This window comes from Streptomyces vinaceus, from assembly GCF_008704935.1.
Lineage (GTDB): Bacteria > Actinomycetota > Actinomycetes > Streptomycetales > Streptomycetaceae > Streptomyces > Streptomyces vinaceus.
In genome coordinates this window covers 1,220,410-1,237,323 of the sequence record NZ_CP023692.1, presented here as the reverse complement: position 1 = coordinate 1,237,323, position 16,914 = coordinate 1,220,410, and the positions used below count along the sequence as shown (strand labels likewise).

The window sequence follows — 16,914 nt, the reverse complement described above, 5'->3', positions numbered from 1 at the left end:
CCCGGGCCGACACCTTCGGGCCGACACCTTCGGGCCGACACCTTCGGGCCGACACCTTCGGGCCGACCCCTTCGGGTCGGCGACGAGGGCCGGCCGCTTCGGGTCGGCTACCCGGGCCGGCGGCTTCGGCCGGTGACTCGGGCCGGGCGACGCGGCCAGCGACCCGCGCCGGCGATCCGGGCCGGCGGCTTCCGGCCGGTGGCTCCGGCCGGGCGATCCGGGCCGCGTGCGCTCAGAGGGGCTCCGGCCGGTCCCGTGGCAGGCCGAGCCGCGGCGCCTCGGCGGCGGCGTCGACCGCCGCTCCGGCCTCCACCCGCCCGGCCAACTCCCGGGCCCAGCGGACCAGCCCCGGCACGTCGATCCCGTACGGAGTCCCGCGCCCGGCGGTTCCCCCCTCCCCGGGCCCGGCCAGGGCGGCGGCCCCGCGGCGCAGCAGGCGGGCCCCGCCGACGGCGTTGCCGCGCGCGGCGTGCGTGAGCCCGACCGCCAGCTGCGCGAGGGCCCGCCACAGCGCCGCCTCGGCCGCCGGCCCGGACTTCCAGGCGTCCTCGAACACCTCGTGCGCGTGGAACGGCATCCCGGCGTCCAGCAGCCGCTGCGCCTGCTCCACCGTCTCGGCGGGCGTCCGTACGACCCCCTCGGGCTGCCGCTCCACGCCCGCCTCCCCGTACGCCAGTGGCCGCCCCAGCCCGTCCCGTGGCCGCGCGCTGCGCGCCCGCCCTTCCGCGTCCCGATCCCGTCCGTTCACCCCGCCATCCTGCCCGCCGCCGGAAACCCGTGCATGCGCACCCCTCTACGTGGGGTAATGTTCTGCATGTGCCGCCGGGACGGGGGAAACCCCAGCTCAACGGCACAACGGGACGTGGCGCAGCTTGGTAGCGCACTTGACTGGGGGTCAAGGGGTCGCAGGTTCAAATCCTGTCGTCCCGACCAGCGTTTTCGCAGGTCGTAAGGTTTCAGGCCGTCTTCGCAGCAATGCGGGGGCGGCCTTTTCCGTTTCCCGCAGTCCTTCCGGGATTCACCTGGTGTGCCCCGGCATGCCCGCGGCGGGTCACCGACGTAGGTGAAACCGGCCGTAGGTCGGGATCCGGCCGTTCCGTCGGTGGGGGCGAGGGGCGGTCGTCGGGCCGGGAATCCGTGTGCCCCCTAGGTCGGAGTGGGACCCCCGGCGGCTCGGGGTGGGGCTGGGGCCTATGGGTTTCGGCCATATCCGGGGGCGTCAACCCCCTTGTCCAGTCCGGATCATGACCTGATGTCAAGAGCCGTGCACATAGACGCTAAGATTCCGGGCCGTTGTCATATGATCATTCACTTTCGATCGTTTGAGGGTTCTGATGGTTCGCGTGGGATCGTCGCCCGGAAGTCCAGGGCCCACCTCACCCGTCGTTTGGGCGCTGCCCGCCCTGCTGACCGCCGCCGTCGCGGCGATCGCCGTGGTCCAGGTGTCCGCACCTGCCCGCACCCCCGTCGCCTGGATGGGAGCCGTCGCCTTCGTGGCCGTCGCGCTGTCCTGCGGTGAGGCCGCCCGGCGCGGCAAAGCGGTCGTCGCGCTGCGAGCGGTCGTCGCCGCGCAGGAGTCGGCCCTGCTCCGGCAGCAGACCGAGACCGTACGGCTGGCGCAGGAACTGCTGCCCGACGTCGTGGAACGGCTGCGCAAGGGGGAGTTCCCGGAGGAAGTGCTCGCTTCCCTGGAGGAGCTCGACACCCACGGGCCCGGCCTGGCACCGGAGTTCAGAGCGGCCCACCAGGCCGTGCTGCGCTCGGTGCTCGACGCCGTCGTCGCCGAGGAGGACCTGCGCGACTCCGCCCAGCGCGCCTTCGTCAACATCGCCCGCCGCGTCCAGGCCATCGTGCACCAACAGGCCCAGGAACTGAGGGAGATGGAGGACCGGCACGGCCGCAGTCCCAAGGTCTTCGGCGACCTGCTGCGGCTCGACCACGGCACGGCCCTCATCGGCCGCCTCGCCGACTCCATCGCCGTGCTCGGCGGGGCCCGGCCCGGCCGCCAGTGGAGCAAGGCCGTCCCGCTGTACAGCGTGCTGCGCGGCGCCATGTCGCGGATCATCGACTACCAGCGCGTGGAGCTGCACTCCGTCTCGCAGGTCGCCGTCGTCGGCCCCGCCGTCGAACCGCTCATCCACGCGCTCGCCGAGCTGCTGGACAACGCGACCCGCTACTCCCCGCCCCAGACCAGGGTCCACCTGACCGCGGTCGACGTGAACTCGGGCATCGCCGTCGAGATCGAGGACGGCGGCGTGAGCATGAGCGAGGAGGCCCGCAAGCGGGCCGAGCGCATGCTCCGCCAGGCCCAGCAGGGCATCGACCTCACCGACCTCGGGGAGACCCCGCGCCTGGGCCTCGCCGTCGTCGGCCGCCTCTCGCAGGCGTACGACTTCCAGGTCTCGCTGCGCTCGTCGGCGTACGGCGGCGTACGGGCCGTACTCGTCATCCCCCAGGCGCTCATCACCACGACCGCCTCCGCGACCGGCGTCGCCCACGGCATCGGCACCGCCTCCGGCCCCCGGGCCGCCCTGCCGCAGTCCGCCGGCACGGCCGCCGCGCGCGCCGGGGCCCCGGACGTACGGCAGGAGCCGGCCCGCCCGGTCACCGGACCCCGGATGCCGGCCGCGCCCGACGAGGCGCCCCTCGTGACCGAGCGGACCCCGGGCGGCCTGCCGCAGCGCCGCCGCAAGACCCGCGCCGTGGCACCCGAGGCACCCGCGGCCGCGGGCACCGGCGACCGGATCGTGGCGGCGGCCGAGGCGGCCGCGGAGCGCGCCGGACACGGGTACGCCGAGGAGACCGGGTACGCGTACGGATCGGCGCACGCGCCCGATCCCGCGCCGGAACCGCAGCCCGAGGTCCAGCCCGGGATGTGGCTGGCCGCCTTCCAGGGCGGCCTGTCGGGGGACAGCCAGAGCGCCGCCGCGACCCGGAGCGGCGCAGCAAGCCAGAACACGGATGCCTCGCCGGCCTCGGCGAGCAAGGGGGAACAGCCATGAGCCAGCAGCAGACCAATATGGACTGGATGCTCAAGGACCTGGCCGAGGGCGTCCCGCAGACCCGCCACGTCATCGTCCTGTCCGCCGACGGCCTGCGCATGGCGCAGTACGGGGCCGAGACCGACACCGCGGACCGGCTCGCCGCCGCCTGCGCCGGGCTGCAGAGCCTCGCCGGCGCCGTCGCCTCCGAACTCCCGGGCAGCAGCGGGCGGATGAGGCTGGTCGTCATCGAGATGGACGGCGGTTTCTTCTACCTGATGGCGGCCGGGGCCGGCGCTTTCCTCGCCGTACTGGCCGACGAAGGCGTGGACGCCGGCCTGATGGGCCAGCGGATGCGCGACCTCGTCGCCCGGATCGGAGAACACCTGAGCAGCCCGCCGCGCCGCGACGGGCAGCCGGCGTGAGCAACCCGGGCGGGGACTGGGAGGACGGCACTCCCGAGCGGCTGTACGTGATCACCGGCGGTCGCAGTGGCGATTTAGAACCGAGCCACCTGGACCTCGTCACCCTGATCATCGCCAAGTCGGGGCCCAAGCCCGGGATGCAGCCGGAGCACGCGGCGATCATGCGGCTGTGCCAGACGCCGCTCTCGCTGGCCGAGATCTCCGCGTACCTCGGCCTGCCGGTGAGCGTGGTCACCGTACTCCTCGGCGACCTGATCGCCGCGGGCCACGTGCTCTCCCGCCCACCCGTCGCCCCCGCCAAACTCCCGGACCTGGCACTGATTGAGGCAGTCATCGATGGACTTCGAAAGCTCTGACCGGGCCACCGCGCCCCGGCGCGAGGACGCGCTGCCGGCCACGGCCGCCGCCGCAGTCAAGGTGGTGATCGTGGGCGGCTTCGGGGTCGGCAAGACGACCCTCGTCGGCTCGGTCAGCGAGATCCGGCCGCTCACCACCGAGGAGACGATGACCCAGGCCGGGGTCGGCGTCGACGACACCGCGGGCGTGGAGCGCAAGACCTCCACCACCGTGGCCATGGACTTCGGCCGCATCAGCATCAACGAGGAGCTGGTGCTCTACCTGTTCGGCACCCCGGGCCAGGAGCGGTTCTGGTTCCTGTGGCGCGGCCTGTTCGAGGGCGCGCTCGGCGCGGTGGTCCTGGTCGACACCCGCCGCCTGGAGGTCAGCTTCGACGTGATCGGCCGGCTGGAGGAGCGCGGGGTGCCGTTCGTGGTCGCCGTCAACTCCTTCCCCGACGCGCCCGAGCACCCCCTGGAGGAGCTGCGCTCCGCCCTCGACCTGCCCGCGTCCGTACCGCTCGTCTTCTGCGACGCGCGCCGACGTGACTCCAGCCGCGACGTCCTGATGACGCTGATGCGCTATCTGCACTCCCTCGCCGCGGCCCCGGAGGCATCGTGAGCGCCGGTCCCGCCCACCGGCTCTGAGACGCCGGGGCCGAGACCGACCCCATGGGCCTGCACGGGAAACCGCGCGCCGAGCGGGCGTGGCGGCCCCGTGCTCGTCCATGGGGACCTTCCGGTCACGGCGTCAGGCGGCACGCGGATCAGGCGCCGAGGCGGATCAGGCGCCGAGGGCGGCGGCGATCTCCGCGGTCGTACTGACCTTGCCGATGCGGGGGAAGATCTTGCCGAACGCGTGGGCGTGGGACGCGGGGTCGGTGTCGGCGGTGGCGTCCTCGGCGAAGACCAGCGAATAGCTGTGTTCCCAGGCCGTACGTGCGGTGGACTCGACCCCGACGCTGGTGGAGATGCCCGCCAGGACGATGCGGTGGATGCCGCGCCGGCGCAGCTGGAGGTCGAGCTCGGTGCCGGTGAAGGCGCCCCAGTGCCGCTTGGTGACCACCACGTCGCCGAGGGCCGCCAGCTCGGCCGGGATCTGCGCGAACGCGGCGGGCGGGGCCGCGGCCGGGCCCGGGCGGTCCACGTCGGTCGTGGGCAGGTCGCCGCCGTCGGGCGACCAGGCGACCCGGACCAGCACCACGGGCAGCTTGCGGGCGCGGAAGGCCTCGGCGAGCAGGATGCCGTTGGCGAGCACCTCGGCGGCGGGCCGGGTGGTCGGCAGGGCCAGGATGCCCTGCTGGAGGTCGATGAGGACCAGGGCGGTGCCGTCGTCCAGGGTCAGCGGCGAACGGTCGGTGCGGTCGGCTGCGGCGGTCATCCGGTCTCCTGCGGTCGTTGCGGTCGTTGCGGTCGTTGCGGTCGTTGCGGTCGTTGCGGTGGTTGCGGTCGTTGCGGTCGTTGCGGTTGTCATGGGTGTCACGATCGCGCCCATGTAACCGCAGGAGCGCGGGCCCGACCCCTCACGCGGCCGGTGCGGGCTCCGGCAGCCGCCGGGCCAGGGCCCAGGCCAGCAGCGGCAAGACGGCCAGGGGGAGCAGCGCCGTCCGTACGGAGGTGGCGTCCGCGAGGGCCCCGATGAAGGGGCCGGCCACGCCGCCGACGCTGACCGTCAGGCCGAGGGTGACCCCGCTCGCCGTCCCCATGCGGGCCGGCAGATAGTCCTGGCCGAGCGTCACCTGGAGCGAGAACGGCACGTAGAGCGCGGCGGCCGCGAGCGCCGCGCAGACGTACACCAGGGGGAGGGGCAGGCACAGCAGGCCCACGACGGCGGGCGCGGCCGCCGCGTACGCCCGGCGCACGGTGGCGACCCGGCCCCACCGGGAGGCCAGCCGGCCGCCGAGCAGCGTGCCGCCGGCGCTGCCCGCGAACAGGGCGAACAGGGCCAGCGCCCCGGCGGTCCCGCTGCCGCCGCGTTCGCGCACGTACAGGGCGATGAACGTGCTCAGCCCGATGAACGCGACGGAGCGGACGACCACCACGAGGGAGAGCTGCCGGAACGCCCTGCGGTCCTGGGCGCCGGCCGCGCCGGCGGGCGCCGCCGTCCGAGCCCGGCCCGCCCGGTCCCGCCCGGGCCGGGGCAGGTTCAGTACGACACCCACCGCGGCCGGAACGGCCAGCAGCCACCAGCCCGCCGGACCGGACACCGACAGCGCCCCCACGACGAGCAGCGGCGCGCAGGCGAAGCCGATGTTGCCGCCGAGCGCGAACCAGCTCATCGCCGTGTGCCCGGGGCCGCCCGCGGCGGTGCGCACCAGCCGGGCGGCCGCCGGATGATAGGCGGCCACCCCCAGCCCGGAGAGGGCCACGGCGGCGAGGGTGGCGGGATACCCGGCGTCCGCGCCGACGAGCGCGATGCCCAGCCCGGCGGCGGCCGTGCTCAGCGGGATCAGCCACGGCACCGCCCGGCGGTCGGCCAGCGCACCGAACAGCGGCTGGACCACCGAGGACAGCAGGGAGGCGGCGAGCACGATCCCGGAGGCGGCCGCGTAGCCGTACGCGCGCTCCGACACCAGGAAGGGGACGAGCGCGGCCACGGCGCCCTGGTAGACGTCCACGCAGGAATGGCCGGCCGCGTAGCCGGCGATGCGGCGCCGCCGCAGGGGGCGCGTCCCCGTGGCGGCGGGCGGTTCGGAAGCGGTCTTCGAGGGGTTCACCGGTCGAGGATCACCCGTACCGCGTGCGGCCCGCTTCCGATAAATTGCCCGGTGATGCAGGAAATCCGCCACACTCCCCGGGCCGCGACCAGCATCCGCGCGCTCGACACCCACGTCGGGATCGACCCGCACCGGCACGACGACCACCAGATCGCCTACGCCGGCTCGGGGGTGCTGTCCGTCACCACCGACGCCGGCACCTGGGTGGCCCCCACCACCCGCGCCCTGTGGATCCCGGCCGGGACGGTGCACGAGCACCGGGCGTACGGGCGCACCGACCTGCACTCCGTGGGGCTGCCGACCCGGCTCAACCCGCTCTCCCTGGACACCCCCGCCGTGATCGCCGTGGGACCCCTGCTGCGCGAGCTGATCCTGGCCTACACGCGGGACCCCGAGGACGAAGGCCCCGAGCGGCGCCGGCTGCTCGCCGTCCTGCTCGACCAGCTGCGCGCCGCCCCCCTGCAACCCCTGCACCTGCCCGCGCCCGCCGACCCGCGGCTGGCGGCGGTCTGCGCCCTGCTGCGCGCCGATCCGGCGGACTCCCGGGGGCTCGCGGCCCTGGGCGCGGCCGCCGGCGCCGGGGCGAGCGAGCGGACGCTGAGCCGTCTCTTCCGCTCCGAACTCGGCATGACCTTCCCGCAGTGGCGCACCCAGCTGCGCCTCCACCAGGCGCTGCGGCTGCTGGCCGTCGGCACCCCGGTCACCGCCGTCGCGCACCGCTGCGGCTGGTCCTCCGCGAGCGCCTTCATCGACGTCTTCCGGCGGGCCTTCGGACACACCCCCGGGTCCCACCCCGGCCGGCTGCGGTGAGCGCGCGGACCGGGGCACCCCCGGGGCGGGCGTACCGCGGCCGGTCATACTGGCCGGTGTGAAGACGGAAGACGGCGCAGACGACCCGGTCCTGTTCAGCACCGAGGGCCACACGGGGGTGATCACCCTCAACCGCCCCAGGGCCCTCAACGCCCTCACCCACACCATGGTGTTGCGGATCACCGAGGCCCTCGCCTCCTGGGAGCAGGACCCCGCCGTCGTCCAGGTCCTCCTGCGCGGCGCCGGCGAGCGGGGGCTGTGCGCCGGCGGGGACATCCGGGCCATCCACGACGACGCGAAGGCCGGCGGCGACGCCTCCGAGGCCTTCTGGCGTGACGAGTACCGGCTGAACGCGCGGATCGCCCGCTACCCGAAGCCGTACGTGGCCCTCATGGACGGGATCGTCATGGGCGGCGGAGTCGGCCTCTCCGCCCACGGCGGCGTGCGCGTCGTCACCGAACGCTCCCGCGTCGCCATGCCCGAGACCGGCATCGGCTTCGTCCCCGACGTGGGCGGTACGCACCTCCTCGCCCGCGCCCCGGGCGAACTCGGCACCCACCTGGCCCTGACCGGGGCCGCCGTGGGCGCGGCCGACGCGCTGCTGTGCGGGCTCGCCGACCACTTCGTGCCCGCCGCCCGGCTGCCGGAGCTGACCGCGGCCCTGGCCGTCGCCCCGGCGCACGAGGTGACGGCGCGCTTCGCCCGGCCGCCCGCGCCGGGTGAACTGGCCGGGTGGCGCGACTGGATCGACCGCTGCTACGCCGCCGACACCGTCGAGGAGATCGTCGAGCGGCTGTCGGCCGAGGGCGATCCGGCCGCCAAGGAGGCCGCCGGGACGATCCTGTCGAAGTCCCCCACCTCCCTCAAGGTCACCCTGGCCGCCGTCCGCCGGGCCCGCGGACTCGGGTCCCTGGAGCGGGTGCTGGAGCAGGAGTTCCGCGTCTCGTGCCACGCCCTGCGCGCCCCCGACCTGGTGGAGGGTGTACGGGCGCAGGTCGTCGACAAGGACCGCGACCCCCGCTGGTCCCCGTCCGCGCTCGCCGAGGTCACCGACGCGGACGTGGAGCGGTTCTTCGCCCCGCTCGGCGCGGCCCGCGAGCTGCGGCTGCCCTGACCCGAAGGCGCCGGGCCGCCGGGGTGCCGGGGCGCATGGCGGGCCGGCCGGTCAGCGGTAGCCGGTCACGTCGGCCGGCAGCCCCGCGTCCCGGACCTCGACCAGGTACCGCCAGGCGTCCGGCCGGCTGCCGTCGAGGTCCGTGAACCCGTACTCCCGGGCCGGCTGCGCGCTGGAGAGCGACTGCCCGTTCCGGCGCGCCACCCCGGGGTCCGCGGCGAGCGCGGCGAGGCCCCGCCCGACGTACGACGGGGTCTCGGAGAGGGCGAAGTGCGGCATCTGCGCCAGCGCGTCGCGCCAGTTCTCCTCGCCCACCCCGAAGTTGTCCAGCATCATCTCCGAGCGCAGCCAGCCCGGCGCCAGCGCCACCGCGGTCGCCCGGCGGCCCGAGCTCGTGCCCGAGCGCGAACACCATGCGCAGCACCGCCGACTTGGCGAGGTCGTACGGTGGCCGGATCGGCGGCCTTTCGACGCCGGTGCACGGGCGGGTACGACTGGGGCCCCATCCGCCCGTGACCCGCGGAGGCGCACCCCGATGACCGCTTTCGGCATGACCAGCTTCGACGAGATCTACGGACTGCCCGACCCGCGGGGCTACTTCGCCCGGCTCGGCCCGTACGCCTACCAGACCCCGGGCCACGCTCAGCCGGTGTTCCGCGCCCTGGCCGGCGAACTCGCCCCGGGGCGGAGGACGGTCATCGACATCTGCTGCTCGTACGGGATCAACACCGCTCTCCTCAACCACGACGTGACCCTCGACGAGCTGTACGCGCACTACACCTCGCCGCAGGCATCCGGCCTGACCACCGCCGAACTCGCCGCCCGTGACCGGGATTTCTACGCGTCCCGGCGCCGCCCCGACGCCGTACGGGCCGTCGGCATCGACGTATCGGGTCCCGCCCTGGAGTACGCGGTGGCCGTAGGGCTGCTCGACGAGGGGCACCGCGTGGACCTGGAGAGCGAGGAGCCGGGGGAGGGGCTGCGGCGCTCCGCGGCCGCAGCCGGCCTGGTCACGATCACCGGCGGCACCAGCTTCCTCACCGGACGCACCTTCGCCCGCCTGTTCGCCGCCGCCGGCCGGCCCCTGCCCGTGGCCGCCTTCGTCCTGCGCACCCACGACTACGGGCCGATCTCACGCTGTCTGGAGTCGTACGGACTCGCCGTCGAGCGGGCCGGAGCCACGCGGCCGCAGCGCCGCTTCACCGACCCCGGCGAGCAGCGGCGCGCGGTGGCCGCGGTCACCGCGCTCGGCGAGGACCCGGCGGGCAAGGAATCGGAGGGGTACTTCCACACCCGGCTGCACCTGGCCCGCTGACCCCTCCCCGGCCCGCTGACCCCTCCCAGCCCGCTGACCCCTCCCTGGGCTCGCTGACCCCTCCCGGCGCCCGGCGTCCGAGCGGGCTACCGGACCGGTCTTGTCCAACCCGCCCTCCAGGCCGCACTGTTGCCCGAGATCCGCCCACCCGTCCAGACGGTCAGGAGACCCGGCTTGTCACCCGACAGCGCACCCGCACCCGCACCCGCACCCGCGTACGTCATCGACCCCACCGGCGGCTGCCCGCACGCCCTCAACGCCCGGCTGCGCGCCCGGGGCGCCGTGGCGGACGTGGTCCTGCCCGGCGGGGTGCCCGCAGCGGTCGTCCTCGGACACGAAGCGCTGAAGGAGTTCCTCGGCCACCCCGACGCGGCCAAGGACGCCCGGCACTTCTCCGCCCTGCACGACGGCACCATCGCGCCCGACTGGCCGCTGCGGGTCTTCGCCAACGCCCAGGGGATGCACACCGCCGACGGCGCCGACCACCGTCGGCTGCGCGCCCTGGTCGGCAACGCCTTCACCGCCCGCCAGGTGGAGCGCCTGCGGCCGCGCGTCGAGGAGCTGACCGCGGAACTCCTCGACGACCTCGCCCGGGCGGCCGCCGAGGCCCCCGACGGGGTCGTGGACCTGCGCAGCCGTTTCGCGCTGCCCCTGCCGATGGGCGTCATCTGCGAGCTGCTCGGCGTGGACCCCGAGCACCGGGGGCGGCTGCACCACCTGTCCCACACCGTGATCATCGCCACCGACACCACTCCCGCGGAGGTGGTGGCCGCCGTACGGGAGCTCGTGGAGCTGATGGGCACGATCGCCGCCGCCCGCCGTGCGAGCCCCGGCGAGGACCTGACCAGCGCGTTGATCGCGGCCCGCGAGGGCGACGGCGACCGGCTCAGCGAGGCCGAACTCATCGGCACCATGCGGCTGATGCTCGTCGCCGGCCACGAGACCACCCTGAACCTGATCGGCAACGCCGTCCGGGCCCTGTGCGCCCACCGCGACCAGCTCGCCCTGGTCCAGGAGGGCAAGGCCGGCTGGTCCGACGTGGTGGACGAGACCCTGCGCTGGGACGCGCCGGTCAGCTGGTTCCCCTTCCGCTACGCCGCCCGTGACCTGACCGTCGACGGGAGCGTGATCCCGCGGGGCACCCCGGTCCTCGCCGCCTACAGCTCGGCCGGCCGCGACGAGGCCTTCCACGGCCCCGACGCCGACCGCTTCGACGTCACGCGCCCCGCCGCCTCCCGCCACCTCTCCTTCGGGCACGGCGCCCACTACTGCGTGGGCGCCCCGCTCGCCCGCCTGGAGGCCACCATCGCCCTGGAGCGGCTGTTCACCCGCTTCCCCGACCTCGACCTCGCGGTCCCCGAGCCCGAACTCCCGTACCTGCACAGCTTCATCGGCAACGGCGTCGAATCCCTCCCGGTCCGGCTCGGGTAGCGGATCGGGAAGTCAGCGGATCGGGGAATCAGCGGATCGGCGGATCAGCCGCGGCCGTCGCCGGGCGGGGAGAGCTCCGTGCTCAGCCAGCCCAGCGCGTCCGGGTACATCGCGGTCCACGTCTGGAAGTTGTGGCCGCCGGACGGGCGGACCAGGGTCTTCACCCGGACCCCGCTGCCCGCCGCGGCCCGGCTGAAGGCCTCCAGCTGCGCCGGCGGGCTGTCCTTGTCCTGCGCCGACGTCGCCAGGAACAGCCCGACGTCGGCCCGCTTGGCCTGCCGGACCAGCCAGAGCGGGCTGTTGCGCTCGCGCAGCACCGGATCGGACAGCACCTGCGGGTCCCCGGTCAGCGGATCCGGGTCGAGGGCCGCCCCCGCCCGGAACACCTTGGGGTACTGGAGCGGCAGCTTGGCCGCGCAGAACGCCCCCGTCGAGACCCCCATCACCCCCCAGCCCCCGGGCTCGGGCAGGGTACGGAAGTTCTTCGCGACCAGGTCCGTCACGTCCTCCGCGAGCCAGCTGGCCACCTTCCGCGCCGGCGTGTTGCTGCAGTCGGTGTTGACCCCGCCGGGGTACACGTCCGGGATCACCACGATGAACGGGTGCGCCGCGCCCAGCCGGATCAGCTGGTCCAGCGTCCCCGGCATGCCGCCGAGGTCGATCCAGGTGCGCGGCGAACCCGGATACCCGTGCAGCAGCATCAGCACCGGGAACCGGGTCTTCTCCGCTCCCGGCGCCCGGTACTCGGGCGGGGTCCACACGATCACCTGTCCGGCGAGTTTCGAATGGGAGCCGCGGAAATAGGTGCTCTGCGTCCCGTCCCCGCCCTGGGTGAACCTGGCCCGGCCCAGCGGCGGACCCGTCATCGCCGAGGAGTTCTGCACGTTCTCCGTGCCCAGCAGGTCGTTCCACGAGGAGTAGAGCCCGTAGCTGCCGTTGATCCAGGTCGCGATCACCGCGATCGAGGTCAGCTGGCACAGCGCGATCATCAGGACCCGCACGGGCCAGCGCACCCACCCCGGCCCCGGGATCCGGTTCCACAGCAGCAGTGCGGCGAGCATGGCGAGTACGGTGACGGTGATCAGCGTGACGAGGAACGACGTACTGGTCAGCTCCACGAGGGCCGGCTCCTGACGTGCGGGTCGGTTTCCCAGTCGGTTTCCCAGGATGTCCGCATCATGCCTTCCTCCCGGGCCCCGGCCGGACACGCACCGGCACCGAGTGCCACCCGGTCGCCCCGTCGGGGACGGTTCCCGTGCGCACACCCGTCTGGACGGCCCCCGTACCGTCGGTCGCGCGGACTTCCAGCGTGTGCGGCCCCGCGGTCGCCTCCCACTCCCACACCCACTCCCGCCAGGTGTCGTTGCCGTCCGCCGCCCCGAGCCGGGCCTCCTGCCACGGCCCCGCGTCCACCCGTACCTCCACCCGGGCGATGCCCCGGTGCTGTGCCCACGCCACCCCGGCCACCGCCACCCGTCCCTCCGCGGGCTCGGCGGACGGGCGCGGGGTGTCGATGCGGGACTGCGTCTTGACCGGGCCCTGCTGCGCCCAGGACCGGCGCACCCAGTACGCGTCGTACGCCGCGAAGGTCGTCAGCCGCAGCTCGGTCAGCCACTTGCAGGCCGAGACGTACCCGTACAGGCCCGGTACGACCATCCGTACCGGGAAGCCGTGCGCGAAGGGCAGCGGCTCGCCGTTCATCCCGACGGCCAGCAGCGCGTCCCGGCCGTCCATCACCGTCTCGACCGGCGTCCCGATCGTCATCCCGTCCACCGAGCGGGCCACCAGCTGGTCCGCCGGCCCGCCCCGCGAGGGAGGCCGCACCCCCGCCTCGCGCAGCAGGTCGGCCAGGCGCACGCCGAGCCAGCGGGCATTGCCCGCGTACGGGCCCCCGACCTCGTTCGACACGCAGCACAGGGTGATGTCGTGCTCGACGAGCGGGCGGGCCAGCAGCTCGCGGAACCCGAGTTCGAGCGGGTTCGAGACGCCCTCGCCGTGGATGCGCAGCCGCCAGGTGTCCGCGTCCACCCGGGGGACGACCAGGGCGGTGTCCACGCGGTAGAAATCCCCGTTGGGGGTGATGAAGGGGGAGATCCCGGGGACCGGCAGCTGCGCGCCGGGAGGCACCGGCGGCGCGGGCACGGCCGGTTCCGGCAGGACCAGGTCCGCCCGCGAGGCCGTCGCCCCGGCCGAGCCGTACGCGCCGAGCCGCCGCCCCGCGTACCCGATCCCGGCCGAGGCCACGAGGGCCGCGCCGACCAGCCGGCCGAAGCCGCGCCGGTCCAGCGACCAGGCGCCGCCCGGCGGCGCGCCCACCGGACGGGGCCTGGTCAAGACGCTGACCAGGACGTACAGCACCCCGGCCGCCGCCAGTCCGCCGCCCAGCGAAGGCAGCGCGTCGTGCCAGGTCGCCCCGGGCCGGCTGAGCGCGGCCGCCGCCCCGACCAGCCCGAAACAGCCGGCGAGCGCGATACCGGCGGGCAGGTGCCGTACGGCGAGCACCCCGGCCAGGGCCGCCACCGCGGCCAGGGCGAGGACGATCCCGAGGGCCAGCAGCAGCTTGTCGGCGGTGCCGAACTCCCGGATCGCCCACTCCTTGACGCCCACCGGCGTACGGTCGACGACGGCTCCGCCGACCGCGGTGACCGGGGAGGCCTCGGGCCGGACCGCCGCCGAGGCCAGCTCGGCCACGGCCAGCCCGGCGCAGGCGGCGACCAGCCCGCAGACGGCGCCGCCCAGGACGCGGCGGCGCCGCCCCGGGTCAGCCTTCACACCGGTCGTCATGGGGAGTCACCGTCCGCGTCGCCGTATGCCCGGAATGTGGGCTTCCAGTGTGACTCCGGCCGGGGCGGACCCGCGCCCGCCCACGCCCGTTCGGCTCAGCGCCCGTACGCCCTGGCACACAGGCGGCTCAGCACACCGGCGGCTCAGCGCGCCCGCGCCGGAGCCGGTGGCACCCAGCGCCCGGTGCGCGGCGCCTTCACCCCGTACTCCGGCTTCAGCTCGGCGGGGATGGCGTGGTGCATGACCCGCCCCCGGGTCAGCGCGGACAGCTCGAAGCCGGCGAGCAGCGAACCCGCCTTGTCGAGCGCCCACTCCGCGAACGGGCTGCTGTCCTCGATGGTCTCCAGCAGCCCCAGCACCACCGGGACCGCCTTGGCCGCCGCGTCCCAGGGGCCGCGCGGGACCTCCAGCCAGTCGCCGATGGTGTCGCCGACCAGGTAGCGGACGGTGGCCGGGACCATCGGGTCGAAGAGCGTGCCGGGTACCACGTCCTCGTACAGCCGCAGCAGCTGGGCGTAGAGGACCACGCCCTCGGGCGAGGGGCCGAGATGGCGCTCCAGGTAGAGGTCGCAGTAGGCGCGCGCCTCGGCGAGGTCCTCCGGTACGGCCGCCATGTCGCAGCCCAGCAGCGCCGCCACCACCCGCCAGGCGTAGTAGTAGGCCTCCGCGCCCTCCTCGGTCATGTGGATGCCGAGCCGGTGCATGGCGTCGAGCACCAGCAGCGAGAAGAAGGTCTGCCCGGCGATCAGGTCCTCCTGGCAGATGGGCAGCCCGTCCCGCTCCACGTCCCAGTGGCCGCCGTGGCGCAGGTGGTGGCGGACCGCGGCGTGCAGCAGCCGTACCTTCTGCGCGGCCGGGAGGAACGTGCTGCCCTCGGCGAAGGAGTCGCTCCGCATGAGGTACGTGACGAACTGGCCGGTGTTGGCCATCCGGCGGGAGGGGTACGCGAGCGAGTGCGTGCAGGACAGCAGCCGGGCCATCCGGGGGACGGCGTAGCTGACGGGCATCGCGGCGAAGGACAGGCCGGTGTTGATGTGGGCGGCGTTGTCCGCGAAGAAGAGCCGGGCCCGCTCCATGACGTCCCAGTCGATCCAGGCGGGGGGCAGGGCGGTGGCCTCGAAGTAGCCGCGCGCGGAGGCCGGGAGCCGCTCGGGCAGCGGGTCCCCGGCGGTGGTGAAGAACCGCATGAGCGTGTTGAGGTCGCCCACCTCGCCGCGGCGCAGCAGAGCGGCGACGGTCTCGTCGGCGAGCGGATCGCCCTGGGTGGACAGCGCGTCGAGGGCGGCGTCGTCGTAGCGGGGGAGCGGGGGGACGGAGGCGGTCTCGGCGGTGGTCACTTGACTCGTCCTTCTCGTGTGTACGGGGAGCGGGTTACAGCGAGCGCTCGGCGGCGGTGCCGGCGAGCTCGCGCAGCGCGGACCGCGCCTGTGCGGGCATCGGTACGCGGTCCAGCGCGCCGGCGGCCCGGGCGATGCGCTCGCGGATCATGTCCTCGACCTGCTGCCGGGCCCCGCAGCGCTCCATCAGCGCGCGTACGGCGGCCGCCTCTTCGCCGTCCAGGCCGGGGCGGCCGACCAGCTCCGTGAGCAGCCGCCGGTCGGCGCCGCGGGCCGCGGCGGTGGTCAGGGCGAGCAGCGCGGTCGGTTTGCCGTCCCGCAGGTCGTCCACGTTCGACTTGCCGGTCCTGGCCGGGTCGCCGAAGGTGCCGAGCAGGTCGTCGCGCAGCTGGAAGGCCTCGCCGAGCGGCAGTCCGTACGCGGTGAAGGCGTCGAGCAGGACGCGCGAGCCCCCGCCCAGGGTGGCGCCGAGGTGCAGCGGCCGCTCGACGGTGTACTTGGCCGTCTTGAAGCGGGCCACCTCCAGCGACTCCGCCACCTGCGGGACCTGCCCGGACCGGGTGCGGAGCACCTCCAGGAACTCGCCCGCCATCGTCTCGCGCAGCAGCGTGGCCCAGAGCGGGACGGTCCGGGCCAGGTAGGCCCCGGGCAGCCCGCAGGAGCTGAAGACGTACCCGGCGTAGCCCATCAGCAGGTCGCCGAGGATCATCGCGAGGGCGGTGGAGCGCTGTCCGGCGCCGCCGCGGGCGCCGGGGGCGGCGAAGGCGGCGTGCGCGGTGGGCCGGCCGTGCCGCATCCGGCTGTCGTCGATGATGTCGTCGTGCGTGCACGCGGCCGCGTGTACGAGCTCCATGGCGGCCGCGGCCCGGATCACGCCCTCGCAGTCGGGCTGTCCGGCCGCCCGCCAGCCCCAGTACAGGTACGCGGCCCGCAGCCGCTTCCCGCCGGCCAGCGCGCGGCGCAACTGGCCGGACAGGGGCGAGAGTTCGGCGTGCAGTGCGAGCAGCTCCCGCTCCTCCTCGTCGGCCAGCCGAAGCAGCACCCGGTCGATGCGCTCCTTGAAGCCGGTGTGGTCATGCACGCGGGTGGCCCTCGGAGGCGACCCGCTCGGCGGCCCGCCGGGCCATGGTCTCCAGGTGGTTCTCCGTGGCCGCGCCCGAGCGGCGGGTGGCCAGCTCGCCGCGCTTGCGCAGTTCCACGACCCCGTCGGTGAGAAGCTCGCGCAGGTCGGAGCGGCGCAGTACCTCCTGGGCCCGGTCGGCGGACTGCCGTAACTGGTCGAGGGCCAGGTCGGCGACCCCGGCGGCGAGCAGCGCCAGCAGCTCCAGGGTCACGGGCGGGGCCTCGGGCGCGGGGCCCTGCTCCGGCGCGGACGGCGGGGGCGGAACGGACTGCTGGGGGCGCCCCGGCTGTCCGGGCTGTCCGGGCTGTTCGTGCCGGCCGGGCTGTCCGGGCTCTTCGTGCTGCCCGGGCTGTCCGGGCCGTTCGTGTCCGGTCTGGGACATGCTCGGTGCACTCCTGCTGGCGTCGGGCCGCGGACGGCGTCGGAAGGGGCGGCCGCCGGATGTTCCGACGGCCGCCCCTGGTGGTCGTTCCGGGCCAGTCAACCGAGTGCGCGTCCCGCGCGTCGAACCCCTCGACAGGTTCTCCCCCGCAGGGGTAACG

16 protein-coding genes, 1 tRNA gene and 1 pseudogene are annotated in these 16,914 nt (G+C 74.8%); 9 read left to right on the top strand and 9 right to left on the bottom strand.

Annotated elements, in window-relative coordinates; genetic code table 11:
- Positions 1 to 232: 232 nt before the first annotated feature.
- Positions 233 to 748, bottom strand: a complete 516-nt coding sequence (locus CP980_RS05530; protein ID WP_150492800.1) for a DUF309 domain-containing protein — start codon at positions 746 to 748, stop codon at positions 233 to 235.
- Between the two features lie 108 nt (positions 749 to 856).
- Between CP980_RS05530 and CP980_RS05525 the strand changes: the two genes are divergently transcribed.
- The 5 genes from CP980_RS05525 (at position 857) to CP980_RS05505 (ending at position 4,363) form a co-directional block, all read left to right on the top strand.
- Positions 857 to 933, top strand: a tRNA-Pro gene (locus CP980_RS05525).
- 401 nt (positions 934 to 1,334) lie between these two features.
- Positions 1,335 to 3,002, top strand: coding sequence for a sensor histidine kinase (locus CP980_RS05520; protein ID WP_150492799.1), 1,668 nt, complete (start codon positions 1,335 to 1,337; stop codon positions 3,000 to 3,002).
- Positions 2,999 to 3,406, top strand: a complete 408-nt coding sequence (locus CP980_RS05515) for a roadblock/LC7 domain-containing protein (protein ID WP_054223664.1) — start codon at positions 2,999 to 3,001, stop codon at positions 3,404 to 3,406. The genes CP980_RS05520 and CP980_RS05515 overlap by 4 nt, the downstream gene beginning before the upstream one ends.
- Complete coding sequence (locus CP980_RS05510) at positions 3,403 to 3,762, top strand: DUF742 domain-containing protein (RefSeq protein WP_099888644.1); 360 nt, start codon at positions 3,403 to 3,405, stop codon at positions 3,760 to 3,762. Before CP980_RS05515 ends, CP980_RS05510 begins: the two co-directional genes overlap by 4 nt.
- Positions 3,743 to 4,363 carry a GTP-binding protein gene (locus CP980_RS05505; protein WP_099888643.1) on the top strand — a complete coding sequence of 207 codons (621 nt, stop codon included), beginning with the start codon at positions 3,743 to 3,745 and terminating at the stop codon, positions 4,361 to 4,363. Before CP980_RS05510 ends, CP980_RS05505 begins: the two co-directional genes overlap by 20 nt.
- Before the next feature lie 162 nt (positions 4,364 to 4,525).
- Here CP980_RS05505 and CP980_RS05500 read toward each other — a convergent pair whose 3' ends face one another.
- Positions 4,526 to 5,122, bottom strand: coding sequence for a hydrolase (locus CP980_RS05500; protein ID WP_150492798.1), 597 nt, complete (start codon positions 5,120 to 5,122; stop codon positions 4,526 to 4,528).
- Between the two features lie 142 nt (positions 5,123 to 5,264).
- Positions 5,265 to 6,458 carry an MFS transporter gene (locus CP980_RS05495; RefSeq protein WP_373312776.1) on the bottom strand — a complete coding sequence of 398 codons (1,194 nt, stop codon included), beginning with the start codon at positions 6,456 to 6,458 and terminating at the stop codon, positions 5,265 to 5,267.
- Between the two features lie 54 nt (positions 6,459 to 6,512).
- Between CP980_RS05495 and CP980_RS05490 the strand changes: the two genes are divergently transcribed.
- Both CP980_RS05490 and CP980_RS05485 read left to right on the top strand, forming a co-directional pair.
- Positions 6,513 to 7,268 carry an AraC family transcriptional regulator gene (locus CP980_RS05490; protein WP_150492797.1) on the top strand — a complete coding sequence of 252 codons (756 nt, stop codon included), beginning with the start codon at positions 6,513 to 6,515 and terminating at the stop codon, positions 7,266 to 7,268.
- 58 nt (positions 7,269 to 7,326) lie between these two features.
- Positions 7,327 to 8,382: an enoyl-CoA hydratase/isomerase family protein gene (locus CP980_RS05485; protein WP_229906831.1), complete on the top strand. Its 1,056-nt coding sequence runs from the start codon at positions 7,327 to 7,329 to the stop codon at positions 8,380 to 8,382.
- Between the two features lie 51 nt (positions 8,383 to 8,433).
- Here CP980_RS05485 and CP980_RS05480 read toward each other — a convergent pair.
- Positions 8,434 to 8,827: pseudogene (locus CP980_RS05480) on the bottom strand (SDR family oxidoreductase); the annotation flags it as partial.
- 90 nt (positions 8,828 to 8,917) lie between these two features.
- Between CP980_RS05480 and CP980_RS05475 the strand changes: the two are divergent.
- Positions 8,918 to 9,697 (top strand): hypothetical protein, encoded by a 780-nt coding sequence (locus CP980_RS05475; protein ID WP_229906832.1) that lies wholly within the window; start codon positions 8,918 to 8,920, stop codon positions 9,695 to 9,697.
- Positions 9,698 to 9,871: 174 nt separating this feature from the next.
- Positions 9,872 to 11,128 (top strand): cytochrome P450 family protein, encoded by a 1,257-nt coding sequence (locus tag CP980_RS05470; RefSeq protein WP_150492794.1) that lies wholly within the window; start codon positions 9,872 to 9,874, stop codon positions 11,126 to 11,128.
- Between the two features lie 44 nt (positions 11,129 to 11,172).
- Here the strand turns inward: CP980_RS05470 and CP980_RS05465 are convergent, their stop codons facing one another.
- The 5 genes from CP980_RS05465 to CP980_RS35510 all read right to left on the bottom strand — a co-directional run bounded on the left by CP980_RS05465 (position 11,173) and on the right by CP980_RS35510 (position 16,754).
- On the bottom strand, positions 11,173 to 12,246 hold the full coding sequence (locus CP980_RS05465) for an alpha/beta hydrolase (RefSeq protein ID WP_150492793.1): 1,074 nt from the start codon (positions 12,244 to 12,246) through the stop codon (positions 11,173 to 11,175).
- Between the two features lie 58 nt (positions 12,247 to 12,304).
- Positions 12,305 to 13,912 carry a molybdopterin-dependent oxidoreductase gene (locus CP980_RS05460; protein ID WP_150492792.1) on the bottom strand — a complete coding sequence of 536 codons (1,608 nt, stop codon included), beginning with the start codon at positions 13,910 to 13,912 and terminating at the stop codon, positions 12,305 to 12,307.
- 143 nt (positions 13,913 to 14,055) lie between these two features.
- The gene (locus CP980_RS05455; protein WP_150492791.1) at positions 14,056 to 15,249 is read right to left on the bottom strand and encodes an oxygenase MpaB family protein; all 1,194 of its coding nucleotides are present in this window, start codon (positions 15,247 to 15,249) and stop codon (positions 14,056 to 14,058) included.
- A gap of 34 nt (positions 15,250 to 15,283) precedes the next feature.
- Positions 15,284 to 16,330 carry a polyprenyl synthetase family protein gene (locus CP980_RS05450; RefSeq protein ID WP_150492790.1) on the bottom strand — a complete coding sequence of 349 codons (1,047 nt, stop codon included), beginning with the start codon at positions 16,328 to 16,330 and terminating at the stop codon, positions 15,284 to 15,286.
- Positions 16,323 to 16,754 (bottom strand): hypothetical protein, encoded by a 432-nt coding sequence (locus tag CP980_RS35510; RefSeq protein ID WP_208834765.1) that lies wholly within the window; start codon positions 16,752 to 16,754, stop codon positions 16,323 to 16,325. Before CP980_RS35510 ends, CP980_RS05450 begins: the two co-directional genes overlap by 8 nt.
- Positions 16,755 to 16,914 lie beyond the last annotated feature (160 nt).